This window comes from Streptococcus mitis (assembly GCF_002096895.1).
In the GTDB taxonomy this organism is placed as follows: Bacteria; Bacillota; Bacilli; order Lactobacillales; family Streptococcaceae; genus Streptococcus; species Streptococcus mitis_AH.
On record NZ_NCVI01000019.1, the window covers coordinates 114064 to 140830 of the forward strand.

The following is a 26767-nucleotide window of genomic DNA, read 5'->3' on the forward strand; positions in this document are numbered from 1 at the left end:
TTATTTTCGTGCAACTCCCAAGCTATCCAGAACCTCTGGATACAACTTGTACTCTGCCTCATGAATCCGAGTTTCAAAACTTTCAATCGTATCATCAGCCAGCCGTGGCACACGCACTTGTTTGATAACCTTTCCTGTATCCACACCCGAATCCACCCAGTGAATGGTCACACCAGACTGATCCACGTCAGCATTCCAAGCATCCTCAATCCCATGAGCTCCTGGAAATTCTGGCAAGTATGCTGGATGAATGTTGATAATCCGACCTTCATAAGCTGCTAGTAAAGTAGGCCCAACAATTTTCATGTAGCCTGCTAGACAAACCCAGTCAATCTGGTGCTCTTCCAAGAGTTCGACAAGGGCTGCTTCGTAGTCTGCCTTGTTGTCAAACTCCTTGAGTTCAAAAGCATAGGACAGAACGCCGAGCTTGTCTGCACGTTCGAGCACATAGGCGTCACGATGGTCTGAAAAGACAAACTCTACTGGAAATTGTTCCGCTATCACCTGAAAATTTGAGCCATTACCAGAGGCAAAAACCGCTATTTTTTTCATTTGATGATGACACTTTCGTTTTCTTTCTTGACGATACGACCAATTTCATAGACTGGTTCATCCAACAATTCCTTGATACGACTTACATTTTCAGGGCTAACTGCTAGCATAAGTCCCACACCCATATTGAAGATTTCAAACATTTCTTCGTGTTTGATCTGACCGTATTTCTCAAGAGCTTTGAAAATCGGAAGCACTGGAACTTTGCTTTCATCAATTTCAGCAGCTAGGTCATCCGCAAACATACGAGGGACATTTTCTATAAAGCCACCACCTGTGATATGGGCAATGCCGTTGACCAACCCTTCCTTTATGAGTGGTAAGACAGCCTTGACATAGATACGAGTTGGCTCAAGAAGAACTTCCTTGAGTTGCTTGCCTTCCAATTCTGGCAAGATTTCCTCACCTGTGTAATCCGCAAAGACACGACGGACAAGAGAGTAACCATTGGAATGAATCCCACTTGAAGCAAGTCCGAGAAGAATATCTCCTTCTGCCACCTTTGAACCGTCAATGATTTGAGATTTTTCAGCCACACCGACCGCAAAACCAGCCAAGTCATAGTCATCTTCGCCGTACATGCCAGGCATTTCAGCCGTTTCCCCACCGATGAGGGCTGCTCCAGCCTGCACACAACCTTCTGCTACACCAGCAACCACTTGTTCTAGCTTAGCTGGTTCATTCTTGCCAGTTGCCACATAGTCGAGGAAATAGAGAGGCTCCGCGCCTGCAGCGATGATATCATTGACACACATGGCTACACAGTCCTGACCGATGGTATCGTGCTTGTCGTACTTGATAGCCAGCATGAGCTTGGTTCCGACACCATCAGTTCCTGAAATCAAGACGGGTTCTTTAACCCCAGTCTTTGAAAGGTCAAACATACCACCAAAGCCACCAAGAGCTCCCATGACACCTGCACGCTCCGTACGAGCTACGTGCTTTTTAATCCGTTCAACAACTTCATAACCCGCTTCAACATCTACACCCGACTGGGCATAAGCATTTTTTGTCATTTATTTATTCCTTTTCTTTGAGAAGATTGCGACGTATTTTTAGATAAACAATTATTTTATCTAAAAATACTAGTCAGGGCTCTAGCTTTGATCCTATAGGACAAAGCGTCTACTGACAAATGCTTTAGCTTTTAGTCAGTAGTGAGACGTGGGGCATAAGCATTCTTATTTGTCATCTATTTGTTACTTTTTTTTAATGGAAAATCTGTCATCTATTTGTAAAAACTGGTCTTTTCTTCCAAACTTCTACGATAATCTTCTTCATAGTCATAGAGAGGTGTTGGGTAGTCACCGTCAAAGTAAGCGACACAGAGACCGCCATTTGGCGCATCTGTTTCAATCCCAATCGACTCAATCAAACCTTCAACAGAAAGGTATGTCAGACTGTCCGCTCCAATGATTTGACGAGTTTCTTCGACCGTATGATTGGCCGCAATCAGCTCCTGACGGGTCTGGATATCAATCCCGTAGAAGCATGGATAAGCTAGCGCTGGACTACCAATGGCAACGTGAACCTCAGTCGCACCCGCTTCTTTCAAGAGTTGAACGATCCGACGAGAGGTTGTTCCACGTACAATAGAGTCATCAATCATAACCACACGCTTGCCTTTTACAACGCCTGAAACAGCAGAGAGTTTCATCCGCACCCCTTGCTCCCGTAATTCTTGAGTCGGTTGGATAAAGGTACGTTGGGTGTATTGGTTCTTGATGAGGCCCATTTCATTTGGTAGCCCGGACTCTTCAGAAAATCCCATAGCCGCGCTGAGGGAAGAATTGGGCACACCGACCACGATATCCGCCTCATGCTTGAATTCACGCGCCAATTGAGCACCCATACGTTTACGTGCCGTATGAACATTGACACCATGAATGTTAGAATCAGGGCGAGCAAAATAGATATACTCCATAGAACAGATTGCTAACTGGGTATCATCTGTATAGCTATCATACTGGATTCCCTTGTCATCAATGATCACAATCTCACCTGGCTTCAAATCACGAATCCATTCAGCACCAATAACCTCAAAAGCACAGGTTTCAGATGAAACAACCACTGCTCCGTTGGCCATTTTCCCGATAGAAAGCGGACGGAAACCATTGGGGTCAAGAGCAGCAATTAACTTATCTTCAAACAGCAAGATATAGGCAAAGCCACCTTTAACTAGACTGAGCGCCTCCTTGATTTTGCCCATCAGGCTAGGATTATGACTGCGACGAATGAGGTGGGCCAAGATTTCCGAGTCCGAAGTCGCGCTGAAAATCGCTCCTCTTTGTTCTAGTTCTTTCTTGAGAGAGGCTGCATTGGTCAGATTTCCATTATGAGCCAAACCAAACTGCATATCGTGAAAACGAAAAAGGAAAGGCTGGATATTATCTACAGAAGCTTCGCCAGCAGTCGCGTAACGCACATGCCCAATCGCACCAGTCCCCGTCAATTTATCTAAGTTAGCAGGGTTTCTGAAGACTTCTGATAGAAGACCCATATCGCGATGCCGCTTTAATTTCCCTTGGTCATTGGAAAGGATTCCTGCCCCCTCTTGACCACGGTGCTGAAGACTATGGAGACCAAAATAGGTCAATTTAGCAGCATCTGGATGTCCCCAGATACCGAAAACACCGCATTCTTCATTAAGAGATTTTACTTCGTATGTCATTTTATATACCTAATTTTTATTTGTGTAGCACCAAGAGCTAAATCTACATGACTTTTACATTACTGATACTATCTATTAAAACATCTGCAAGTCTTATTTTCCAGTAAAGTATTTAACCGCCGACACAAACAGGTGCTGGTCTTTATTTCCTGGGATATTTTGGAAAAGACCGTCTTCATAACGTTCTGAGTGTCCCATTTTACCAATGATTTGGCCGTTCTTGCTGGTAATTCCTTCGATGGCATGGATAGAACCATTCGGATTGTACTTAGAATCCATACTTGGTTTGCCTTCAAAATCAACGTATTGGCTAAAGATTTGACCATTGGCACGAAGCTCTGCAAATTCTTCAGCCGTCACAACAAACTTCCCTTCACCATGCGATACTGGGATAGCATGAATATTACCCACTTGCACCCCAGTCAACCACGGCGAGTTGGTATTGGCAATGCGAGTTTCCACCATCTTGGCCACGTGTTGGTTGGCATCATTGTAGAAGAGGGTTGGGCTCGTACTGCTGGCATCTTCAAAGTTTCCGTATGGAAGAAGACCTGATTTGACCAAGGCCTGGAATCCATTACAGATACCGATAATTAAACCACCACGGGCGATAAAGCTATCAATAGCTACACGCACTTTTTCATTAAGCAGGATGTTGACGATAAACTTAGCTGAACCATCTGGTTCGTCCGCAGCTGAGAATCCACCTGCAAAGAAAAGGATATTAGCCTTGCTGATGTTGTCAACCATAGTTTCAACTGACTTGACAATAGCCTCTTCATTCAAGGTCACAAATGGCACCAAGTTGACCTCTGCGCCTTCTTTTTCAAATGCCTTAGCTGAATCATATTCCGAGTTGGTGCCCGGGAAGACTGGGATGTAAACCACCGGTTTTTCAATAGTTTCCTTGGCTTGGACGACTGCGTCAGAAGCGATAGCTGGAACTTCGTCCAGTTCTTTAGCTTGAGCAAATTCAGTTGGGTAAACTTCTTCCAATTTGCCTTGGAAGGCACTGTCAAGTTTGTGTCCATCTAGCTTCACACCGTTGACAAGAAGTGTAAAGTCTGCACTTGTTTGACCGATTTTCTCTACTCCAGCAATTTCTTCAGGAGATGTGAAGACAAATCCGCCTAATTGAGCTGTCAAAGCCGTTTCAAGTTCAGGCAAGGTCACCTCTGCACCGATATGATTCCCAAAAGTAGCAAGAGCCAAACTTTCAAGCACACCACCGTATTTGACAGCCGAGGCAGATGTTACTTTGTGAGCCTTTTGAAGGGCTTCAAATTGAGCGAAGTTAGATTTGATAAGATCGAAGTCAATCTCTTGAGCCAATGCTTGACCTGGGATGTAGTAGATGTTTTCCCCGGCAGTTTTGAACTCAGGAGAAAGCACCTTACGGCTATCTGCTGTCGTTACCCCAAAGGCTACCAAGGTTGGCGGTACTGTCAATTCTTCAAAGGTACCAGACATGGAGTCCTTACCACCGATAGATGGCAAACCAAGCTGAATTTGTGCCTCGATAGAACCTAGGAGAGCTGCTACTGGCTGACCAAAACGCTCTGCTTGTTTATCCATACGCTCGAAATACTCTTGGTAAGAGAAACGAGCCTTAGACCAGTTGGCACCAGCAGCAACCAAACGAGCAGTCGCTTCAATAACCGCATAGGCAGCACCGTGGTATGGAGACCATTCTGCTACATATGGGTTGAAACCTTGAGCCATGACTGACGCAGTATGAGTCACACCGTGTTGAACTGGCAATTTTTGCACAGATGCCTCAGTTGGTGTGAGTTGGTAACGACCACCAAGTGGGTGATTAACCGTTGAACGACCAACAGAGCAATCAAAGATAGTCTGCAAGCCTTTTTGACTCGCATGGTTGAGATCAGACAGAACCGCAAGGGTATCAACTTCAAGTGTGTTAGCAGATGTTTGACGCTCTTCTGGGAGTTTGACATCCTTGTCCACAACCTTAGCATCTACGACCACGCGCACACCATTGGTATCAAGGAAACGACGTTCCAAGTCGACAATGGTTTCACCATTCCAGTGCATGACTAGATTTGGTTTTTCCGTCACTGTCGCAACTACAACAGCATCAATATTTTCTTTGTTACATTCCGCAACGAAGGCATCTACATCCTCAGGACGAACCACAACTGCCATCCGTTCTTGAGATTCAGAGATGGCAATTTCGGTACCATTCAAGCCTTGGTATTTAAGAGGTACTTTGTTGAGGTCAATTTCAAGACCGTCTGCCAATTCACCGATAGCTACACAGACACCACCAGCACCAAAGTCATTGGATTTCTTAATAAGACGAGTGACATCGCCATTACGGAAAAGACGTTGAATCTTGCGCTCTTCGATGGCATTCCCTTTTTGAACCTCAGCACCAGCAGTTTCCACGGACTCAACTGTTTGAACCTTAGAAGAACCTGTCGCACCACCGACACCATCACGTCCAGTCTTACCTCCAAGGAGAATAATCACATCTCCCGCTTCCGGTTTTTCACGGACAACATTGCTCTTAGGAGCCGCTCCGACAACAGCACCTAGCTCCATGCGTTTAGCTACAAAGCCTGGGTGGAAGTATTCACGAACGTAGGTTGTTGCAAGTCCAATCTGATTCCCGTAAGAAGAATAACCATGAGCCGCTGTTTTAGAAATGACTTGTTGTGGTAATTTCCCAGCACGAGTTTCCGAAATCGGTGCTGTAATATCACCAGCACCTGAGATACGCATAGCTTGGTAAACATATGAGCGACCTGACAATGGGTCACGAATAGCACCACCGATACAAGTAGCCGCCCCACCAAATGGCTCAATTTCCGTTGGGTGGTTGTGAGTTTCATTCTTGAACATTAGGAGCCATGGCTCTTTCACACCATCAACATCCACTTCGATTTCTACTGAGCAAGCATTGATTTCGTCTGACACTTCCATATCATCCAAACGTCCATTAGCACGCTCATAACGACCGAAAATAGTCGCCATATCCATCAAGGTTTGCGGTTTTTCAGAACGCCCCAAATCCTCACGCATGGCAATATATTTGTCATAGGTCGCCTGCAATTGCTTTTGGAATTTCGATGCGGAGAAGTCAATGTGTTTCAACTCTGTCTCAAAAGTTGTGTGACGGCAGTGGTCAGACCAGTAAGTGTCCAAAACCTTGAGTTCTGTTTCCGTCGGCACGCGCTCGATTGACTTGAAATAGTCTTGGATAAAGAGCAAATCATCCACTTCCATGGCCATCCCTTGCTCAGCCTTGTAGCGAGCAAAGTCTTCTGCTGTATAGCTTTCAAAGAAAGTCAATTTTGGAATGGTCTTGTCTGACTCTGAAAATTCCTGCTTGGCAATCCCTGTCGTGATGTCCTTGAAGCGAGAATCAACTGGGTTGAGCAAGTAGTTCTTGACTGCTTCCAACTCAGTCGCATCAATATCTTTATTGACTAAGTAAAGTTGAGTGGTATTGACTGTTACATCACTCGAACTTCCTAGTAAAAGCAAGGCTTCCTGTGAAGATGCTGCACGCTGGTCAAATTGACCTGGCAGGCTTTCAATGGCAAAGAAAGCATAGTTAGCAAGATCCGCCTGTACAGCAGCTTCATCCAAGACATGGTCTGTCACCTGCTCAGAGAAGATGTGTTTCTCTGCAGGTGCAAACAGGTCCTCTGCCAAGTCAAATACATCATACACTTGCACGATGCGAATACTTTTCAAGCTTGAAAGTCCCAAGTTGTGCTGGAGTTCTCTCACCAAACTCTCTGACTTGACCTGAAAATCAGCCTTTTTTTCAACAAAAATACGTTTATCCATCAATCCTTATTCCTTTATTTCAGCTTTTACAATGTTCCAACGACCTTGAGGTTGTTATTTCAAACCCTGCAACTTTTCCCAGACAATCTCGTAAACATCTGTTAGTTCTCCCAATCCCCTACGGAGTGAAAAGGTCTGGGGGACCTTTTCAGCCTGAGTCCTTTTAGTTGAGAGACGAAGGTTTTCCGTTGCAAACAGATTATTTCAAACCTTGCAGCTTCTCCCAAACAACTTCATAAACATCGGTTAATTCACCTAGTCCCCTACGGAAAACATCCTTATCCATGTGGTTGCCATCTGCATCCCACAAACGGCAATTATCTGGTGAAAATTCATCTGCCAAGATAATCTTGCCATCCTTGTCAAAACCGAACTCTAGCTTAAAGTCAATCAACTTAAGCCCAATCTCAGCAAACCAGCCTTTCAAAAGTTCATTGATACGACGCGTTTCTTCCTTCAAGTAGGCAATCTGCTGGTCATCCGCAATCTGTAGGAATTTCACATGCTCATCATTGATGAATGGATCATCCAAATCATCATTTTTGTAGTAAAATTCGACAATCGGAGTCTCAAATGCGATTCCTTCGTCTACACCAAAACGTTTTGAAAAGGAACCAGCCGTGTAGTTGCGAAGCACAACCTCGAGAGGAATAATCTCAACCTTTTTATTGAGTTGTTCTGTATCTGAAAGTTTCTCCACAAAGTGAGTCGCCACACCAGCCGCATTTAATTTCTCAAAAATAAAAGATGAAATCTGATTATTCAACACTCCTTTGCCCGCAATCTGCTCCTTCTTAACACCATTGAAAGCAGTCGCCTGGTCCTTGTAAGTTGAAATAATAAGATTTTCATCCTCAGTTGTATAGATATCTTTAGCTTTTCCCGAATAGATCAATTGTTTTGACATTTTAAAGTTCGCCTTTCGTATTACTTGAGCACATTTTACCACAAAAAACCTAAAATTACAAGAATTTAACCGAATAAATAACGTAGTAACTTCAAAAATCATAAAGAAAAAACTGCAAGAAAAATCTTTCTCACAGTTTAAAAATTATTTAACTCTAAAAACACGAACATTACTCTTTGTTCAAAAATTGATCCAAATAATAACGTAGGTAACTTTTCCTGCCCGTAATCATCTGCAGGCGACCTTCCACCCCATATCGAAGTTTTGCAGCCTGCTTAGAAGTTAGATTAGTCTCCGCCTCGATTTTAAAGAAATTCCCAGTTTCAGTCTTAGTAGCTGTCGCATCAATACTGGTAATAGTAGAATCTAGGAAAAGTTGATTCTTAGCATCATGAGTCGTAGTATAGCGAACAGAATCACCGACCTTGATCCTTGCTACATCTTTTGAACTTAGATAAGCTGTGAGTTTGACTTTCCCTTCTTTTTCCAAGGACGGATAGAGTTGGGCTAGTAAGGCGCCTTCTGCTACCATGGTAGAATCACTGGTCTCAGGATTAAGATGAAGCACCCCATCCTCACTCGCCGTAATTTTCCCCTTGTCTAAAAGATTTCCCTGTACCTTCTTACCTGACTCCACCTCCAAGATTTTCTGGTCTAGAAGGGTCAATTCCTGACCAACCTTTGCTAAGTGTTGTGATTTAAGAGATTCCAATTGACTGCGTAAGCCTGACGCATAGGCTTGCTGGGTACCTGAACCTGCATACTGAACACGGTAAGTAGCAAGACTAGATTCTAACTGAGAAAGCTGCGCTTCAACCTGCGCAACTGCCTGAGCTTTAGCTTGCGGATTTTCCTCACCCTGAGACTTGTAGGACTGGTAGAGAGAATAGGCTAGATTCTGACTGGCCAAGGAAGCACCTGTTTCAATAGCTGACTTAGCTGTCTGGTAATCGCGAATTTTAGCCTCTGTTTGGCTGATGAGGTTACCGATTTCAGCTTGGGTTTGGCTAGCTGCTGCATTCTGGGACGCGATGGTCTCATTTTGTTGCGATGTACTAGCCCTAAGACTAGACGCTTGGCTGAGGTAGTCACGAAAGGTGGCTTGGTAGCCAAATTTATCCTCCTCTGGAAAGTGGTTCTCCCCTTCTTGCAGGCTCTTTTGCAAATACTCCAATTGCTTTTTTTGATCCTTAAGCATGTCCAACTGACTAGCATAGGTCTCCGCTTGAACACCCTCTGCCCCTTCCTGATATTGAAGCAGAAGTTCCCCCTTCTTAACCAGCTTATTTTCTTCCAAATGATTGACAAGAATGCGATTGTTGCTAGTTGACTGGATATTTGCAATGATACGACTAGGCTCAACAGTAGCCCGAGTTGACAAACTCATCTCCTTCTCTGCCAAAGTTGCAAAGCCAAGCAAAAACACGAGCAGAAGGGACATGGGCACAATCACCCGACTGGAAAAATTATGATAACGACGATTATAAAACTCCGCACTTTCTAAAAATTCTGGTTTCATCCTCTCCTCTTTCTAGCTATTCACCAAATGGGCATAAAATCCACCCTGTGCAAGCAAATCAGCATGCTTTCCTTCTTCAATAATCTTGCCCTGATCCAAGACAACAATCTTCTCTGTACGCTCAGCAATGGTCAAACGGTGAGCAATGAAAATCAAGGTTTTATCTAAAGACATCAGATTATCGACAATTCGCTTCTCTGTCAAAATATCCAAACTGCTGGTCGCCTCATCCAAAATCAAGACAGGCGCATCTGTCAAGAGAGCACGCGCCAGAGCGATTCTCTGACGTTGGCCACCTGAAATCCCTGCGCCATCTGAAGTCAATTCTGTCTGGTAATTCAGGGGCATGCGCTCAATATCCTCCCGAATCTCTGCCAACTCCACCGCCCGTAAGATATCCTCCTGAGTCGTCCCCTCCTTGGCTCCCAAAAGAAGATTGTCCAAAATCGTTCCGTTAAAGACATAGGGCTGTTGAGGCAGATAGTTAATGTACTGGCGCAAGGCCTTTTTATCAATCTGATTAAGATTGACACCACCCAGACTAATCTCTCCCTGACTTGGGTCGTAAAAATTAACCATCATCTTGGCCAAGGTCGTCTTACCTGACCCTGAAATCCCCACAAAAGCTACCTTAGAACCTTGGGGAATGGTCAAATTGATGTCTGACAAGACATCTCGACCATAGCCATACTTGTAGTGAACATTCTTGAAGGACATCTCTCCCTTCATCAAGCTCAAATCCTCAACCGTTTTCTTCTCCTCAAACTCCGAAGCTACCAAATAGACCTCGTTAAGACGGTTATTAGCAACCTGCGCTGTCTGAAGCTTGGTTTGCAGATTGATGATATTTTCCAAAGGATTGGTAAAGTAAACAAGCAAAGTATTATAGGTAATCAACTGCCCCAAACTCATCTTGCCATCCATGACCAGAACAGCCCCCATCCAGAGAATGCCGACATTGAGCAAGAGATGGGCAACTTTTTTCAGAGCCTTTTGCTGACTCTCTGCCCGACTATAGGTAAAGGATTTCTTCAGATAATCCACAAATTCCTTATCAATCTTTTGGTAACGCTGACTTTCACTAGTCAAAGACTTAATGGTCTCAATACCGTTGATGTCCTCGATGATAGAAGAAGACAGAACCGCATTGGCTTCCATGGTATCCCGATTCATCTTTTCAAACGGCTTCATAAAGGCAAAGATAATCACTGTGTAGATAGGAAGCGCCAATAAGGTCATGAAAAAGAGATTGGTATTTTGTGAAAATAAAACAAGGGAAATAATGACGACCGTTGACACGTCCAAGAAAATCGAAAGAATGGTTGAAGCCAGCGCATCGATGATACTGTTAGCATCTGTAAAACGAGACACGATTTCCCCTGTCCTGCGTGTCGCAAAAAAGGACATAGGCAGGTGAAAAACATGCTTGATATAGGACAAAATCACATCAATCGACAAGCGTTGCCCCAAAACAAGTAAGAGATACTCCTGAGCGTAAGACAAGATCTGCTGAAGAATATAAACAATCACCAAACCAATAGAAATAATCCCCAACGTCGAACGCATCTGATCTGGCACATAGGTATCAATTATAGACTGCAGATAATAAGAACCCACAATGTTAATCAAGGTTACCAAGAGTGTTGCCAAAACGATATTAGCGATCAAGCCACGCTGTTTCACTAATATAGGGATAAAAGAGAGCAGACCATTCTTTTGATCCTTATGAGGCTTGTAGTCTGGACTCGGTGCCATAAAAAGAGTCACTCCTGTCCATTCTTCCGCAAAACGCTCACGTGGCAGTTTAGTCAACTTCACCCCGGGATCTGGATCGGCAATATGAATGCTGTCCTTATCCTGCCCAGTCACCACATAGTAGTGGAGCAATTTCCCTTCCTTAAGTACATGAGCAACAAAAGGAAAGGTCAAATCTGGCAAGTCAAAGAGCGTCATATCTGCCCTAATAGCTCGCGTCTCAAAGCCAATCTCCTCTGCCACCTTGACCAAGCCCAAGGCCGTCGTCCCATCTATGGTCGTCTTTGCCAATTCTCGTAAGTGAGCCAAAGAATAATAGCTACCATAGTAGCCAAAAACCATGGCTAATGAAGCTACACCGCAGTCCATCTGATCCACCTGCGGACGATAGTGACGTTTCCCAAATTTCATATTCATCTCCTTTTTTCTAAACTCATCTGATAATACCTATCTTACCCCAATCCCCAAACAAAAACTTGACTTCCTTCCCAAATGCGCCTATCTCCCTCCCAACTGCACTTTTGGGATAAAAAAATAGGCAGAACAAATGTCCTACCTAAAATATATATTTATTTCTTTTTCTTCCTAATTCTTTTGTCAATCATATATACAACGATAATCGAAAACAGCGGTGGTACAATATAACTCTTTTCACTCATTGTCAGCTGAAATCCCAGGGTTGCTAGTATCTTAAAGATGAAAATATTCATCAAAAATAGAAAAACAAATACTAAAAAATATCCTACAACCTTCTTCATTTCTTTTCTTCAACTTTCCTAATTTCTATAACTATTTTATCAAAAATATATGTAAAACTCCAAATAAATACCTCAACTGCACTTTCTTGGCAAAAAAATAGGCAGAACAAGCGCCCTGCCTAAAATATATATTTATAAAGATTAAAATGTAGATAATTGTCAAATAGGATATTTATATACATTCTTAGCAACATGCAACTCCTCTTATCTTGCTTCTTACTATTCTTTACTTTTGACGACTTCTACAACATCTCCTACACTTTGCAGTTGGTCAATTTCCTCATCACTGATTTCGATACTAAATTCATCTTCCAGCGTCAAGATAAACTCCATCAAGTCAACGGAGTCAGCATCCAAGTCATCTTTCAGACTCAAGGATTCTGTCACGACAAAGTCCTCTCCCTGTCGCTCTTGGATAATGGTCACAATACGGTCAAAAATTTCTTTTTCTGTCATCTCTTTTATTCTCCTGAAAATTCACGCGCAGTCTGGGCAACTACGTCTGTTTCTAGCATGGTACGAATCTGGCGGATTGTACTATAAACAGCCTTGGCATCGCTTGAGCCATGAGTCTTGACAACCGGTGCCTTGACACCAAACAAGACTGCTCCACCAACATCTGAGTAGTTGAGCTGTTTTTTCAAACCTCTGAGGCTGTCCTTGAGAAGGAGGGCGCCTAGTTTCGCTCGAAGACCTCCACCTGTAATAGCGGTCTTGAGTAAGCCCATGATTCCCATAGCTGTTCCTTCAATGGATTTGAGCACAGCGTTTCCCGTGAAACCATCTGTCACAACAACATCCGCAACGCCATTCATCAAATCACGCGCTTCCACGTTTCCGATAAAGTTCAAACTTTCATCAGCTGCTAGTAATTCATAAGTCTCCTTACGAAGTGGGTCACCCTTACTACTCTCTGTTCCATTGTTAAGCAAGCCAACACGTGGTTGAGCAATACCGCGGACATTTTTAGCATAGAAGGAACCGAGGACAGCGTATTGATGGAGGTGCTGGGCTGTATTTTCCGCATTGGCACCGAGATCCAGCATATCAAAACCCTTCCCATCTACAGTCGGCAAGGTCGACATAAGCCCAGGACGGTCGATATTCTTGATACGACCCACGATGAAGAATCCAGCAGCCAACAAAGCACCTGTATTCCCAGCTGAGAGAACAGCGTCTGCTTCTCCCTCTTTGACAGCCTTGGCCGCCAAGACCATACTGGCATTTTTCTTCTTCCGAATAGCTCTCGTAGGTTCATCGTCTGAATCAATCTTCTCATCCGTATGGATAATGCTGACGCGCTCTGTCGCTGTTAGATATTGCTTGATTTTAGCTTCATCTCCGTAGAGTTGAACCTCGATATCTGAAAAGTCAGCTAGGGCTTGATTGACACCCTCAACGATGGCCTGAGGTGCGTAATCGCCCCCCATGGCATCTACTGCGATTTTTTTCATTTCTTTTCCTCTTTTAGTAATTGTCCCCAGTCTGCTAGGGAATCAATAAATTTCTTTGATTTTAGGTGAATCCCAACGTACTCTTCGTAGAGTTGATCCATAAATTGGCGTAGTTCTTGCTTGATTTCAGGCTTGAGCGAAATGGTCTCCAATGTCTCAAAATCAATAGCTTGAAATTGATTGAGCAGATAGGGGATATTGGGATTGAGATGGCAACGTCTCTCATCTTCATGATAATGATTTGGACAGAGGCAGGCTCCATATTTGAAAGAAAAGTCAAAAGCCTGACCGACCCGATGACAAAAGACACACTCATTAAAATTGAGACTAATACCAAATCGGGTCAAGATTTGAATTTCAAAAATATTAGTCAAAACCTGATAATCCAAGCCCGCTTCCATCAATTCCAAAGTCTTTTGCAAAAAAGCAAACAAGGGAGCATCCTGCTGATTGTCCTGCAAACTAGCATCGGCAAGAGCTGCCACGTAGGTCGCATAGGCCATGACAAAGAGATCGCTATTAATCTTGGGAAAAGTCATCACCTCATGATAGTCCTCAATGTAACTAAGCCCATCATCATTGATTCGCAAGAGAAATCGTGCCAGCACCAAGGGCTGAATAACAGGGGCCAGCTTAGACTGACCAGCGTGTTTGACGAAAAACATCCGCTTGCCAGCCTGTTCTGTAAAAATCTTGACTAGCTTGTCATCCTCACGAAAGTTACGATTGTAGAGCACCAAGCCTTGACTCGTGATAGACTGAATCATGCTTCTCTCATATACTCCTCAAGTCGTTTCATGGCTTCTTTGATAGTCTCCATACTCGCTGCATAAGACAGACGCACATAGCCTTCTCCGTAACGCCCAAAGGCAGCACCAGGGATAAAGGCAACGGCCTTCTTCTGAGCAAAATCCTTTAGAAAGGCAAAGGAGTCTTGATTGTAGCCCGCTGGAATCTTAGCAAAGATATAGAAGGCACCGTCTGGTTTAATAATCTCAAAACCAAGAGCAGTCATTTTCTCGATAATATAGTCCCGACGCTGGATGTATTCCTTTTTCATAGGCTCCGCATCATTTTTACCAGCCGTCAAGGCCTCCACCGCAGCATGTTGAGCCATAGTATTTGCGGCAGTAACCAAGTACTGGTGACTCTTAATCAACTGAGCTGTAAAGGCTGCAGGAGCAAAAATCAGACCCAAACGCCAACCTGTCATGGCATGCGATTTAGATAGACCATTGATAATAATAGCCTGATCTCTCAACATGGTTCCTAGAGACACATGAGCTTCGCCTGTGTAGGTCAATTCTGAGTAAACCTCATCACAAACAACGAAAATCTCATACTTGCGTAAAACAGCTGCCAAGGCTTCCAACTGCTCCCGACTATAGGTAATTCCTGTCGGGTTGGCTGGATAGTTGAGAATAACTGCTTTGAGCTTGTCTCCTTGCTCCAAAATGGCCTTTTCCAACATCTCAGGAGTCAAGACAAATCCATTTTCAGTCGTGTCAATCTCGACAATCTCTGCCCCAACTAGATTGACAATCGGTTCATAACCTGGATAGGCAGGAGCTGGCAAGAGCACCTTGTCTCCCTCTTCCAAAATAGCCGTCAAAGTAGCAGATAAGGCCTCTGTCGCCCCAATTGTAACCAAGATTTCATTCTCAGGAGCATAGTCCAGTTGGTACTTTTCCTTAACAAAGTCACTGGCTGCCTGACGTAGAGTCAGCAGACCGCTCATCCCTGTATAGTAGGATTGGTTCTGATCAATCGCTCGCTTGGCCGCCTCCTTGACATGATCTGGCGTTGTAAAATCAGGTTCCCCCAAGGTCAAACGCAAGACCCCAGGAATCTCCGAAATAGCCTGGTCAAACTGACGAATCAACGAAACTTGAATCTTATCTAACTGTTTATTAAAGCGTTTAGTTAAGTCCATAGATACCTCCTACTTTCAAAACGTATCTCTATTATACTACAAAAGCCCTCCGACCGCAAAAATACATTAGAGAATAACTTTCCACTTTCTATTTTACTTTTCCTGTTTATAGGTCTATAATAGTAACAGATTCTATTTGGAGGTTTTTATGTCATTTCTATCAAAAAATGGAGCAGGCACCTTTGCCTGCCTTCTCATTTCTATCGTATCTTGGTACTTAGGAGGATTCTTCCCTGTGATTGGCGCGCCTGTATTTGCGATTTTCATAGGCATGCTCCTACATCCCTTTCTCTCGTCTTATAAACAACTGGATGCTGGATTGACCTTTAGTTCTAAAAAATTGCTCCAATATGCCGTTGTCTTGCTTGGTTTTGGTCTCAATATCTCGCAAGTCTTCGCAGTCGGACAATCTTCACTCCCTGTCATCCTATCCACCATCTCAATAGCTCTGATTATTGCCTATTTCTTCCAGCGCTTCTTTGCACTGGATACAAAACTGGCTACCTTGGTTGGAGTAGGTTCTTCAATCTGTGGTGGTTCTGCCATTGCAGCAACAGCGCCTGTTATTCACGCCAAGGAAAAGGAAGTAGCCCAAGCCATCTCCGTTATCTTTTTCTTCAATGTCTTGGCTGCGCTCATCTTTCCAACTCTCGGCACCTGGCTTCATCTATCCAATGACGGCTTCGCCCTCTTTGCAGGGACTGCGGTCAATGATACTTCCTCTGTAACCGCCACAGCCAGCGCCTGGGATAGCCTTTACCAGACTAATACCCTCGAATCCGCAACCATTGTCAAACTTACGCGGACACTGGCTATCATCCCCATCACTCTCTTTCTCTCCTACTGGCAAAGTCGAGAGCAAAAAAATAAGCAAGGATTACAACTGAAAAAAGTATTCCCACTTTTTATCCTTTACTTTATCCTCGCATCTCTCCTAACTACCCTCCTGACCTCTCTTGGTGTGTCCAGTAGTTTCTTTACCCCTCTCAAACAACTCTCCAAATTCCTCATTATCATGGCCATGAGTGCCATCGGTCTCAAAACAAACCTGGTAGCCATGATTAAATCCAGCGGAAAATCCATTATTCTCGGAGCCATTTGCTGGATTGCCATCATCCTCACTAGTCTTGGAATGCAGACCCTTATCGGCATTTTCTAATACTCTTCGAAAATTTCTTCAAATCACGTCAACGTCGCCTTGCCGTAGGTATGTGACTGACTTCGTCAGTCTTATCTACAACCTCAAAACAGTGTTTTGAGCTGACTTCGTCAGTTCTATCTGCAACCTCAAAACAGTGTTTTGAGCAACCTGCGGCTAGTTTCCTAGTTTGCTCTTTGATTTTCATTGAGTATAACACAAAAGGTAGCCCTCCAGCTACCTTTTTCTTATGCTTCCTCAATCAAGCGAGTATGTTCTCTCTTGATACAGCGATTCATCACGATGTCATCACATCCACCAGCACGCAAGATTTCTTCCGCTTCTAGACTTTCAAGTCCTAGCTGTGCCCAAAAAATCTTGGCATCAGCTTTGAGAAAATCACGCGCCACATCAGGCAAAAACTCGCTGCGACGGTAAACATTGACAATATCTACAGGAAAAGGAATCTCAGCTAGACTAGCATAAGCCTTTTCACCCAATATTTCGCCACCTGCCGCCTTGGGATTGACTGGGATAATTTTATAACCCCGAGCCTGCATTTCCTTGGTCACTCGATTGCTCGTTGTTTCCTCACGGTCTGACAAGCCCACCACAGCAAGGGTTTTACTCGTTGCGAGATACTGACGAATCACGCCATCACTTGGATTGATAAATTCTTGACTCATAGAAATCCTCCTTTTTCATCAGTATAGCATATTTTGAAAAGGCTTGCAGATTTTGGCTACAAAAAAGCTCCTAGCAGTTCACTTCTGCTAGGAGTATGTTTTATTCTAAGTGAAAACTTAAATCTTTTTCTCAATACTAAAAAGTGGAGAAAGTGGGCGTTTTTCATGGATACGTACAATAGCATCCCCTAGGAGATGAGCGATTGAAATTTGCTCAATCTTATCGATCAAACGCTCTTCTGGGAGATAGATAGTATCCAAAACAACCAATTTCTTAATAGCTGACTTTTGGATATTGTCCATAGCAGGACCAGAAAGAACTGGGTGCGTACAGCTTGCATAGACTTCAACAGCACCAGCTTCCGCAAGAGCATCTGCCGCATGACAAATCGTTCCAGCCGTGTCAATCATATCATCAATCAAGATACAAGTCTTGCCTTCGACCTTACCGATGATGTTCATGACTTCACTGGTATTCATCTTATCAACGCTACGACGTTTATCAATGATAGCGATAGATGTTTTCAAAAATTCTGCCAACTTACGGGCACGAGTCACCCCTCCATGGTCTGGGCTGACAACCACATAGTCAGAACCAACCATGCCACGACGCTCAAAATAATCCGCAATCAGAGGAGCTCCCATCAAATGATCCACAGGAATATCAAAGAATCCTTGAATCTGCGCAGCATGTAAGTCAATGGTCAATAAACGATCCACTCCAGCTACTTCAAGCATATTTGCAACAAGTTTTGAAGTGATTGGCTCACGCGCTCTCGCCTTTCTATCCTGACGTGCATACCCATAGTAAGGCATGACAACATTGACAGATTCTGCACTCGCACGCTTCAAAGCATCTACCATAATCAAAATTTCAAGCAGATTGTCATTTACAGGCGAACTAGTTGATTGTAGGATAAAGACGTGTTTTCCACGGATTGATTCTTCGATGTTGACCTGAATCTCTCCATCTGAAAATTGGCGAACACTTGATTTCCCCAACTCTATCCCAATCTCCTGCGCCACACGTTCTGCCAATTCTTTATTTGAAGAAAGGGCAAACAGCTTTAAATCAGAAAAAGACATGATTTCCTCCGGTATATATGTATCGCTTGTGCTTTTCACAAGATTTTTCCATCTACCATTGTAGCGTTTTTTGTACTATTTTTCAATCAAAAATAAAAGAAGGGCACCATATTTATACTCTTGCATCATTCTTTTAAAAAATATTCTAGTTCATCAACTCATTGTGCTTCTCAACAAAGCGATAAGCCTGATAAAAACCATAGAGAGTAATAGCCATAACCACTGGAATCGCTAAAGGCAACTCTGTCTCTAATTCCACAAAAGGAGAGTTAAACAGGAAGTGAGTTCCTAAGGCTAAACCTAGGAAAATAAGCCCCTCTTTCTTTCCAACCTTCTGCCCTTTATAGGCTTTATAAAGCAAGTAAACACCTACTACAGCTAGACCTGAAAAAGTCCAGTGAGAAGCAATTCCTGAGATGATACGCTCTAAAATTCTCGAAATAGTAAAGTCAAAGCCCTCTGGCAAATCTGTACGAATATAGCCAATATCCTCAATCATTTGGAATCCCAAACCAGAAGCAATCCCTAGTAAAAACAAAGATTTTAATTTTCGCACAGGAATCAAAGCTAAAACAAAAACAAGTGGCAATAATTTCAAGGGTTCTTCTACCAAAGGAGCGACAATCGCACTTTCAAAGGCATTTAAAAATGCACTATCTGGGAAAAGAACCCCCAGTAAATCATGGATGTAGGTATTAGCAAAGCTAGACAGCCAGCCTGAAAGGAACATTCCACCCAATAAAGACAAGATCAAGGCGTTCTTTGGCAATTCCCATTTTTTCCCAATACGGAAAAGGAAATAAAGAGCCGGAATCATGTAAAAGAGAGCTAGAAAGATAGAAACTCCCATCAGTCCATATTCCGCACCTGACATCGAACCATCCGTATAGTAGATGGTTTCATACTGTAAACCAATACATAGCAATAAAATAAAAATAAATAAAATACTGTTTTTCTTCATACACTTTCTTTCTAAATGAATTTTTTACAATTCTACGACCGTCATACTTCCTGTATCTACATCGTAAATAGCACCAGAGATAATGACATCGTCTGGTATTAGGGGCGAATCGATAAGGAGTTGCATGTCCTCACGTACACTCTCCTCTATATCTTGAAAGGGCAAAAAATCCTGATCTGACACATCGACACCTAGTTCCTCTTTTAAATACTCCTGAAAAGGTCCATTTTCAAAGGTCTGAGCACCACAGTCTGTATGGTGCAACACTACAATCTCTCTTGTCCCCATCTGTTGCTGGGAAATAACTAGCGAACGAATCATGTCCTCAGTCACTCGACCACCTGCATTCCGCAAGATATGAGCATCCCCAAGTGCCAAGCCCAGAGCTTGCGCAACGTGCAAACGTGAGTCCATACAGGTCACAATAGCTACTCTGGTTTTGGGTTTAAGTGGCAGATTTAACTGCCCATGTAGGGCAACATAAGCCTGATTGGCTTGCATAAACTGTTCAAAATACGACACGATTCCCTCCTTGAAAATTTGATAGTCAAATATTTCTCCTATCTTATCATTTTTAAGAGGATTTGTCACAGATTAAGCAAAGACCTTTTTCAAAACTTCCTGAATCGTTGTTACTCCAATGACCTGAATTTCCTTTGGTGGAGTGATTCCTGTCAAGGAATTTTTCGGTACATAGATTTTTGTAAATCCAAGCTTAGCAGCTTCATTGATGCGTTGCTCGATACGATTCACACGCCGAATTTCTCCTGTCAAGCCCAGTTCTCCCACAAAACATTCCTGAGGATTGGTTGGGTTGTCTTTATAGCTCGAAGCAATAGCAACTGCAACGGCCAAGTCAATCGCAGGTTCATCCAATTTGACACCGCCAGCAGATTTGAGATAGGCATCCTGATTTTGCAAGAGAAGACCTGCCCGTTTTTCCAAAACAGCCATAATCAAACTCGCACGATTAAAATCAAGCCCTGTCGTCGTACGCTTGGCATTTCCAAACATAGTCGGTGTTACCAAAGCCTGCACTTCTGCAAGAATAGGACGCGTCCCTTCCATGGTCACAACGATTGACGAGCCAGTTGCTCCATCCAAACGCTCCTCTAGGAAAACCTGACTCGGATTGAGGACCTCAACCAAGCCACCTGACTGCATCTCAAAAATCCCAATCTCATTAGTGGAGCCAAAACGGTTTTTGACCGCTCTTAAAATACGGAAGGTATGATGGCGTTCCCCTTCAAAGTAAAGTACCGTATCCACCATATGCTCCAACATACGAGGCCCAGCTAATGTTCCTTCCTTGGTCACATGACCTACGATAAAGATGGCAATATTATTAGTTTTGGCCAGCTGCATGAGCTCAGCAGTCACCTCACGCACCTGAGAAACAGACCCCTGCACCCCTGAAATCTCAGGAGACATAATGGTCTGGATAGAGTCAATAATGAGGAAGTCTGGCTGGATGCGCTCCACCTCAGCACGAACACTCTGCATATTGGTCTCTGCATAGAGATAAAACTCGCTATCGATATCACCCAAGCGCTCTGCTCGTAACTTAATCTGCTGGGCAGACTCCTCCCCACTAACATAGAGAACAGTCCCCACTTGAGACAACTGAGTCGAAACTTGTAGGAGAAGAGTTGATTTCCCAATCCCAGGGTCCCCACCGATGAGGACGAGACTTCCCGGTACCACTCCGCCTCCAAGCACACGGTTGAATTCATCCATCTCTGTCTTAGTTCGATTGACATTGATGGAAGTCACCTCAGCCAGTTTCATGGGCTTGGTTTTCTCACCTGTCAAGGATACACGCGCATTTTTGACCTCAGCAACCTCAACCTCTTCTACAAAAGAAGACCAAGACCCACAGTTAGGGCAACGCCCCAGATATTTAGGGGAATTATAGCCACAATTTTGACATACAAATGTCGCTTTTTTCTTTGCGATGATAAACCTCTTTCTATATCTCTAACTCACACTCAATCACTTGACAAAAATCAATCTTCTCATTTGGCACAAACTGGCGCATGAGCATGTTGTGAGTTACCACTAGCACGGTCTGGTAATCTCGATACTTAGCCATGCATTCTAGAAAACGAGACTTCATCTCCGTAGCTGTCTCATATTGAATAGGACTATTAGGAAGTAACTCCCCCTTATTTTCTAGAAACATAGTACGAGCTTTTTCAAAATTATCTGTGCCACTTTCATAGACCTGCCATTCATGCAATAATGGCTCCACTCTCAAAGGAAGTCCAGTAACACAAACCACATAAGAAGCCGTTTCTAAAGCTCTTGTGACTGCAGAAGATATGATTATTTCAGCTGAAGGGAGTAAAGGATTGGTGCTCAGTTCCTGAGCTTGCTGCCGTCCCTTCTCAGACAAGGGTGCCAAATCTATCCCAAATCCCGTATAAGAACGCTCCTCTAACTCACGATAATCTGGCTCCCCGTGACGTACAAAGATAATCTTCATTCTAGTACCCAGTCGATCCAAATCCACCAGTCCGCACGCCATCAGCTGCATCTCCATCTGCAATTAAGAAAGGTGCAAAGACAGCCTGAACCACACGTTCTCCAACTTCAAGAACAACTTCTTGATCTGTGATATTCTTCATCTGCGCAAAAATATGCCCTTCATTCCCAGGATTTCCATAATAATCCCCATCAATGACCCCAACCGAGTTAATCAAGACCAAGCCCTTTTTACGAGGGTTTGAAGAACGATCATAGAGGTAAAGAACCTCAGTCGGCTGCATATAAGCCTTAACTCCTGTCGGAACCAAGACAATCTCTCCTGGCGCAATAACCGTACGCACAGCAACCTTTAAGTCGTAACCAGCCGCATGAGCCGTCTCACGCTTGGGCAATAAATTTTCATCTGTAAAAGTCGAAACCAATTCAAAACCACGAATTTTCATCATCTTCTCTTTTCTATTATCATTTATTCTAGATTATTCTATCTTATTTATTCGGAAAAAGCACGAAAAAAAGAGCACACAATTCAAATCGCTTAGGGCTGCTGGATTCCTCCCCTGACCCGCTTCACGCAGAACTGTTGCTCCACTATTTATTATATCACATTCCTATTCATTTTAAAAGAAAAATTATTTTTTCCGTCTATTTCTAAAAAAGTCCTGCATGATAGCTGCGCATTCATCTTCCAAAATTCCCATTTCAACCTCCACACGATGATTGAGACGCTCATCTGTCAAGATATCGTACAAACTTCCTGCAGCGCCAAATTTCTGGTTTTTAGCCCCATAGACCACGTTTGGAATGCGGGCAAGTCCAATGGCCCCACTACACATGACACAAGGCTCAATGGTCACAAAAAGCGTGCAATCCAGCAAGCGCCAACTCTCCTCACTCAAGTTCGCATTCTCTATAGCCATAATCTCCGCATGCATAACCGCTCGCTGCAATTCCTCACGCGCATTATGCCCACGACCAATGATTTTCCCATTTTTGACAATCACACAACCAATTGGAATTTCATCGTGTTCTAAGGCAATCTCAGCCTCTCTCAAAGCCTCCCTCATAAAAACTTCTTTTTCTTCAAGCGTATAATCCATCTCTTTTCCCTTTTCCTACTTATCGATTTTATTATTATATCATGAATCCCAACACAAAAAAAGCCACCGAATGCGGTGACTCTATAGGGAGATTATTATGAAAAAGAAAAGTTTAGGATATTTGTTACAACAAGTTAGGAGGTCTTCTTGTAACTGTCTATAGTATACCCGACCTATCTTAAACAAATCTTAAAAATCTCTTAGGACCAAACACTTTCTAAAATATTTGTTTGTTCACGACCAGGACCTACTGAGAAAGTAGAAATACGAACGCCAACCAATTCACTCACACGACGAACGTAGTTACGCGCATTCTCAGGAAGATCTTCCAAATTACGAACTCCGGTAATATCTTCTGACCAACCTGGCAACTCTTCATAGATAGGCTTGCAACGTTTCAATTGCTCGAGACTAGCCGGATAGTAGTCAATACGTTGACCATCAAGATCATAGGCCACACAAATCTTCACTGTATCTAAACCACTCAAAACATCGATAGAGTTCAATGAAAGGTTAGTGATACCAGAAACACGACGACTATGACGCATTACAACTGAATCAAACCAACCCACACGACGTGGACGACCAGTTGTTGTACCGTATTCATGACCTACTTCACGGATACGTTCTCCCACTTCATCAAACAACTCAGTTGGGAAAGGACCATCTCCTACACGACTCGTATAAGCTTTACATACACCTACAACCTTGTCAATCTTGCTTGGCCCGACACCTGAACCAATCGTAACACCACCAGCTACAGGGTTTGATGACGTAACAAATGGATACGTACCTTGGTCGATATCTAGCATAACACCTTGGGCACCTTCAAAAAGGACGCGTTTACCGTTATCAAGCGCATCGTTCAAGATTACAGATGTGTCTGTCACATATTTCTTGATTTGTTGACCATATTCGTAATATTCTTCAAAAATATCATCGAAGGCAATCGCTTTACTGTCATACAATTTTTCAAATAGACGATTCTTTTCAGCAAGGTTACGTTCTAAACGCTCACGGAAAATATCTTTATCCAAAAGATCGGCAATACGAATTCCCACACGAGCAGCCTTGTCCATATAAGCTGGACCAATTCCCTTGATTGTAGTACCAATCTTATTGTCGCCTTTAGCTTCTTCTTGCAAACGATCCAACTCGATATGATAAGGCAAAATAACATGCGCGCGATCAGAAATACGCAAGTTATCAGTTGTAACACCTTCCTCATGAAGATAGCTCAACTCTTTCACAAGTGATTTAGGATTTACAACCATACCATTCCCAATAACAGAGATTTTTTCAGGGAAGAAAATCCCAGATGGAATCAGGTGCAATTTAAACTTCTTACCATCAATCACAATCGTGTGGCCTGCATTATCACCACCTTGGTAACGTGCAATCACTTCTGCATTCGCTGAAAGGAAGTCTGTAATCTTCCCTTTACCTTCATCACCCCATTGGGTACCTACAACAACAACTGAAGTCATAATCTTGTCTGAGCCCTCAGGCTCTTCCTTTCTCACATACATGGCAGGACTCTCACCTGCAATTATATCTTACAATTTATTATAAGAAAAAATCGCCTTTTTATCAAGAAGAAACAATAGAAAGATTTGCTATTTCCAACTATTAAAAAATGTTTTAGAAAAAATTCCGGCTATTTATCATTATTTTTCCACAAAAAGTAAAAGTTGTTCGGAAATTAACTCATACTGTCTCATCAAGCAACAAAACCCTGTTTCATTATCAATTTTTCAAGATACAAACGATAAGCAACACGATAATGGTAAACAATAAAATCCCGATGACTCACAATACGATATCGGACAAGATAATAAATCAAAAACTTAAAATGAACATGTTCCCAATCAAAATTATCACCCAAGAACATACCATACTCTTCTTCAATATTTCTATAAAAATCCATCATCTGATCATAAATACTTTGTAGCATAAATATATACTCCTTTTCTTTTTATGACCTTATTCTAACAAAAAATTATAAACAGTTATTATAAAATCCTGAATTGCTCAAATACCAACCTCAAAAAGATAACAAATAGGAAAAGTTGACAGAATAGGAACAAATATACTACCTAAATTAGACTATTATGGATCTTATTAACTGTGTTAAATACTAAAAGAGACTGAGGCAAAAATCTTAAATTAAGAAAACGCATAGCATCAGATTGTACTGACCCCAATCTGTATTGCACAGGGCTAAGTCCTTTTAGTTTTACCTTAATTCGTTTGTTGTTGTAGTAATCAATATAGTCTACAATGGCTTGTTCCAATTGCTTAAGCGACTGAAACGACTTCTCATAACCGTAAAACTTCTCCGATTTCAGAATCCCAAAGAAGGACTCCATCATACCGTTGTCTGGGCTGTTACCCTTGCGCGACATGGATGCTTGAATTCCCTTACTCTCTAGGAACCGATGGTAAGCATCGTGTTGGTATTGCCAACCTTGGTCACTATGGAGAATCGTATTCTCGTAGTGCTTCTCTGTGAAGGACTGTTCCAACATGGTTTTTACTTGTGCTAAGTTCGGTGAAGTTGAAAGATTATAGGCAATAATTTCGCTATTAAAGCCATCTAAAACAGGCGATAAATACAATTTCTGCGTGCTATTTGGAATGGCAAATTCTGTCACATCTGTGTAGCACTTTTCCATTGTTTTAGAGCCTTCAAATTGACGTTGAATGAGATTATCTGCCTTCTTACCATGAGAAGAATATTTTCGTTTCTGTCGCATTTTAGCTTGTAAATTGAGTACTTTCATCAAGCGTTGAACTCTTTTCTGATTTACCAGATAACCACGATTTCTTAGTTCTAAATGAATCCGACGATAACCATAATTTCCCTTGTGTTCGATAAAAATTAATTGAACTTCAGCTTTAAGCTCTTGGTCCTTATCTGGTTTGTCTAGCTGTTTCAAGTGATAGTAGTAAGTCGAACGAGCTAGTTTAATGGCTTTTAGAAGAATATCTAACGAAAACTCAGTCATTAATTCTTGAACAATTTCGGTCTTGCTTCTTTCTCTTTTTTCTCCTTCAATCGGAGTTCTCTCAACTTTTTTAGGATGACATTCTCCGCTCTCAGGTAGTCATTTTCTGCTTGAAGACGTTCTAATTCTGTCCTCTCTTCAGGTCTCTTTTTTGGCTTACGTCCCATTTTAGGTACTCTCCCTCTTGTTTTCTCAACAATAGTATACCCGTTTTTCTTGTATTGTGCTAGCCAGTTAAGAAGTATCGTACGACTTGGGAGGCCGTATTCAAGAGAAACTCTATCTTTAGTCCAGCCTTCATGTAAGACTTTATGAATCATTTCTTGTTTTAAATCAGGAGAATAGTAACGATTTTTTCCTTTTTTGACGAACTTTATTCCGTAACGATCAATCAATTTAATCATGTATCTAAGATTAGAATTGTTTATCCCAAATTTATTTGAAAGCTTCTCTAGCTATATCCTTATTTTCTAAGTTCATAGATCTGAACTTTATCATCATATGTTAATTTCATAATAAAAACACCCCAAAAGTTAGATTTTTCAGACTGTTTTTAAAATCTTTCTCAAGGACAAATATAAAATCGTCAACACTTTGAAAACTTCAAAAAAAGTATTTTCATCGCTCTAAACATCAAAAAAGAAAGGACGAAATTTGTCCTTTCTAGATATTACCTTTTCTTCAATCCACTACAGTTGACAGAGAGCCTATTTTTATGTTCACCAAAATAAAAAAAGAGGACTAAACCTCTCTTAATTAACTACTCCGCCAGTAGGACTCGAACCTACGACATCATGATTAACAGTCATGCGCTACTACCAACTGAGCTATGGCGGAATAAAGCTAAGCGACTTCCATATCTCACAGGGGGCAACCCCCAACTACTTCCGGCGTTCTAGGGCTTAACTTCTGTGTTCGGCATGGGTACAGGTGTAT

The 26767-nt window shown here is 42.5% G+C and carries 24 protein-coding genes, 1 tRNA gene, 1 rRNA gene, 1 other RNA gene and 2 pseudogenes; 2 read left to right on the plus strand and 27 right to left on the minus strand.

Features of this window, described 5'->3' with window-relative positions; translation table 11 throughout:
* The 13 genes from purN to B7697_RS04530 all read right to left on the minus strand — a co-directional run bounded on the left by purN (position 1) and on the right by B7697_RS04530 (position 15368).
* Complete coding sequence (purN, locus tag B7697_RS04470) at positions 1 to 552, minus strand: phosphoribosylglycinamide formyltransferase (RefSeq protein WP_023947406.1); 552 nt, start codon at positions 550 to 552, stop codon at positions 1 to 3.
* Complete coding sequence (gene purM, locus B7697_RS04475; RefSeq protein ID WP_084950540.1) at positions 549 to 1568, minus strand: phosphoribosylformylglycinamidine cyclo-ligase; 1020 nt, start codon at positions 1566 to 1568, stop codon at positions 549 to 551. Before purM ends, purN begins: the two co-directional genes overlap by 4 nt.
* A gap of 212 nt (positions 1569 to 1780) precedes the next feature.
* Positions 1781 to 3223, minus strand: coding sequence for an amidophosphoribosyltransferase (gene purF / locus B7697_RS04480; RefSeq protein WP_049544726.1), 1443 nt, complete (start codon positions 3221 to 3223; stop codon positions 1781 to 1783).
* 93 nt (positions 3224 to 3316) lie between these two features.
* The gene (locus B7697_RS04485) at positions 3317 to 7042 is read right to left on the minus strand and encodes a phosphoribosylformylglycinamidine synthase (protein WP_084950542.1); all 3726 of its coding nucleotides are present in this window, start codon (positions 7040 to 7042) and stop codon (positions 3317 to 3319) included.
* A gap of 54 nt (positions 7043 to 7096) precedes the next feature.
* Complete coding sequence (locus B7697_RS09510; protein ID WP_078228447.1) at positions 7097 to 7240, minus strand: phosphoribosylaminoimidazolesuccinocarboxamide synthase; 144 nt, start codon at positions 7238 to 7240, stop codon at positions 7097 to 7099.
* A gap of 1 nt (position 7241) precedes the next feature.
* Complete coding sequence (gene purC / locus B7697_RS04495) at positions 7242 to 7949, minus strand: phosphoribosylaminoimidazolesuccinocarboxamide synthase (RefSeq protein WP_000043282.1); 708 nt, start codon at positions 7947 to 7949, stop codon at positions 7242 to 7244.
* Positions 7950 to 8118: 169 nt separating this feature from the next.
* A complete protein-coding gene (comB, locus tag B7697_RS04500; protein ID WP_084950543.1) occupies positions 8119 to 9468 on the minus strand; it encodes a competence pheromone export protein ComB in 1350 nt (449 codons plus the stop codon).
* Between the two features lie 12 nt (positions 9469 to 9480).
* The gene (gene comA / locus B7697_RS04505) at positions 9481 to 11634 is read right to left on the minus strand and encodes a peptide cleavage/export ABC transporter ComA (RefSeq protein WP_084950545.1); all 2154 of its coding nucleotides are present in this window, start codon (positions 11632 to 11634) and stop codon (positions 9481 to 9483) included.
* A gap of 158 nt (positions 11635 to 11792) precedes the next feature.
* Positions 11793 to 11981, minus strand: coding sequence for a hypothetical protein (locus tag B7697_RS09410; RefSeq protein WP_004269957.1), 189 nt, complete (start codon positions 11979 to 11981; stop codon positions 11793 to 11795).
* A 219-nt stretch (positions 11982 to 12200) separates the two neighbouring features.
* Entirely contained in the window at positions 12201 to 12437 is a 237-nt protein-coding gene (locus B7697_RS04515; protein WP_020902253.1) for an acyl carrier protein, read from the minus strand.
* A 5-nt stretch (positions 12438 to 12442) separates the two neighbouring features.
* Positions 12443 to 13435, minus strand: a complete 993-nt coding sequence (gene plsX / locus B7697_RS04520; RefSeq protein ID WP_084950546.1) for a phosphate acyltransferase PlsX — start codon at positions 13433 to 13435, stop codon at positions 12443 to 12445.
* Positions 13432 to 14202: a DNA repair protein RecO gene (recO, locus tag B7697_RS04525; protein ID WP_049502344.1), complete on the minus strand. Its 771-nt coding sequence runs from the start codon at positions 14200 to 14202 to the stop codon at positions 13432 to 13434. Before recO ends, plsX begins: the two co-directional genes overlap by 4 nt.
* Entirely contained in the window at positions 14199 to 15368 is a 1170-nt protein-coding gene (locus B7697_RS04530) for a pyridoxal phosphate-dependent aminotransferase (RefSeq protein WP_000366342.1), read from the minus strand. The genes recO and B7697_RS04530 overlap by 4 nt, the downstream gene beginning before the upstream one ends.
* 148 nt (positions 15369 to 15516) lie before the next feature.
* Here B7697_RS04530 and B7697_RS04535 point away from each other — a divergent pair, with 148 nt between their 5' ends.
* Complete coding sequence (locus tag B7697_RS04535) at positions 15517 to 16527, plus strand: YeiH family protein (RefSeq protein ID WP_084950548.1); 1011 nt, start codon at positions 15517 to 15519, stop codon at positions 16525 to 16527.
* A gap of 227 nt (positions 16528 to 16754) precedes the next feature.
* Here the strand turns inward: B7697_RS04535 and B7697_RS04545 are convergent, their stop codons facing one another.
* From B7697_RS04545 to B7697_RS04600, 12 genes and pseudogenes are all read right to left on the minus strand, one after another.
* A complete protein-coding gene (locus B7697_RS04545; protein WP_000076477.1) occupies positions 16755 to 17192 on the minus strand; it encodes a CoA-binding protein in 438 nt (145 codons plus the stop codon).
* A 117-nt stretch (positions 17193 to 17309) separates the two neighbouring features.
* Positions 17310 to 18278: a ribose-phosphate diphosphokinase gene (locus B7697_RS04550; protein ID WP_000010158.1), complete on the minus strand. Its 969-nt coding sequence runs from the start codon at positions 18276 to 18278 to the stop codon at positions 17310 to 17312.
* A gap of 145 nt (positions 18279 to 18423) precedes the next feature.
* Complete coding sequence (locus tag B7697_RS04555) at positions 18424 to 19239, minus strand: PrsW family intramembrane metalloprotease (RefSeq protein WP_084950552.1); 816 nt, start codon at positions 19237 to 19239, stop codon at positions 18424 to 18426.
* A gap of 24 nt (positions 19240 to 19263) precedes the next feature.
* On the minus strand, positions 19264 to 19761 hold the full coding sequence (locus B7697_RS04560) for a beta-class carbonic anhydrase (protein WP_004240973.1): 498 nt from the start codon (positions 19759 to 19761) through the stop codon (positions 19264 to 19266).
* Between the two features lie 72 nt (positions 19762 to 19833).
* On the minus strand, positions 19834 to 21195 hold the full coding sequence (gene radA / locus B7697_RS04565) for a DNA repair protein RadA (RefSeq protein ID WP_084950553.1): 1362 nt from the start codon (positions 21193 to 21195) through the stop codon (positions 19834 to 19836).
* A gap of 13 nt (positions 21196 to 21208) precedes the next feature.
* Positions 21209 to 21766 carry a histidine phosphatase family protein gene (locus B7697_RS04570; protein ID WP_192851471.1) on the minus strand — a complete coding sequence of 186 codons (558 nt, stop codon included), beginning with the start codon at positions 21764 to 21766 and terminating at the stop codon, positions 21209 to 21211.
* A complete protein-coding gene (locus tag B7697_RS04575; protein ID WP_084950556.1) occupies positions 21726 to 22169 on the minus strand; it encodes a dUTP diphosphatase in 444 nt (147 codons plus the stop codon). Before B7697_RS04575 ends, B7697_RS04570 begins: the two co-directional genes overlap by 41 nt.
* Before the next feature lie 56 nt (positions 22170 to 22225).
* Positions 22226 to 22323: signal recognition particle sRNA small type (gene ffs / locus B7697_RS04580), an RNA gene on the minus strand.
* A 32-nt stretch (positions 22324 to 22355) separates the two neighbouring features.
* On the minus strand, positions 22356 to 22823 hold the full coding sequence (tadA, locus tag B7697_RS04585; protein ID WP_084950558.1) for a tRNA adenosine(34) deaminase TadA: 468 nt from the start codon (positions 22821 to 22823) through the stop codon (positions 22356 to 22358).
* A gap of 200 nt (positions 22824 to 23023) precedes the next feature.
* Positions 23024 to 24310: an adenylosuccinate synthase gene (locus B7697_RS04590; protein WP_001832534.1), complete on the minus strand. Its 1287-nt coding sequence runs from the start codon at positions 24308 to 24310 to the stop codon at positions 23024 to 23026.
* Positions 24311 to 24543: 233 nt separating this feature from the next.
* Positions 24544 to 24777 (minus strand): sigma(X)-activator ComW, encoded by a 234-nt coding sequence (gene comW, locus B7697_RS04595; protein ID WP_000941923.1) that lies wholly within the window; start codon positions 24775 to 24777, stop codon positions 24544 to 24546.
* 241 nt (positions 24778 to 25018) lie between these two features.
* Positions 25019 to 26345: pseudogene (locus tag B7697_RS04600) on the minus strand (IS3 family transposase); the annotation flags it as partial.
* Between the two features lie 23 nt (positions 26346 to 26368).
* On the opposite strand from B7697_RS04600, the pseudogene B7697_RS04605 reads away from it, so the two are divergent.
* A pseudogene (locus B7697_RS04605) lies at positions 26369 to 26499 on the plus strand (ISL3 family transposase); the annotation flags it as partial.
* Positions 26500 to 26594: 95 nt separating this feature from the next.
* Here B7697_RS04605 and B7697_RS04610 read toward each other — a convergent pair.
* Positions 26595 to 26668 (minus strand) — tRNA-Asn (locus tag B7697_RS04610).
* Between the two features lie 5 nt (positions 26669 to 26673).
* Positions 26674 to 26767, minus strand: a 5S ribosomal RNA gene (gene rrf / locus B7697_RS04615); the annotation flags it as partial.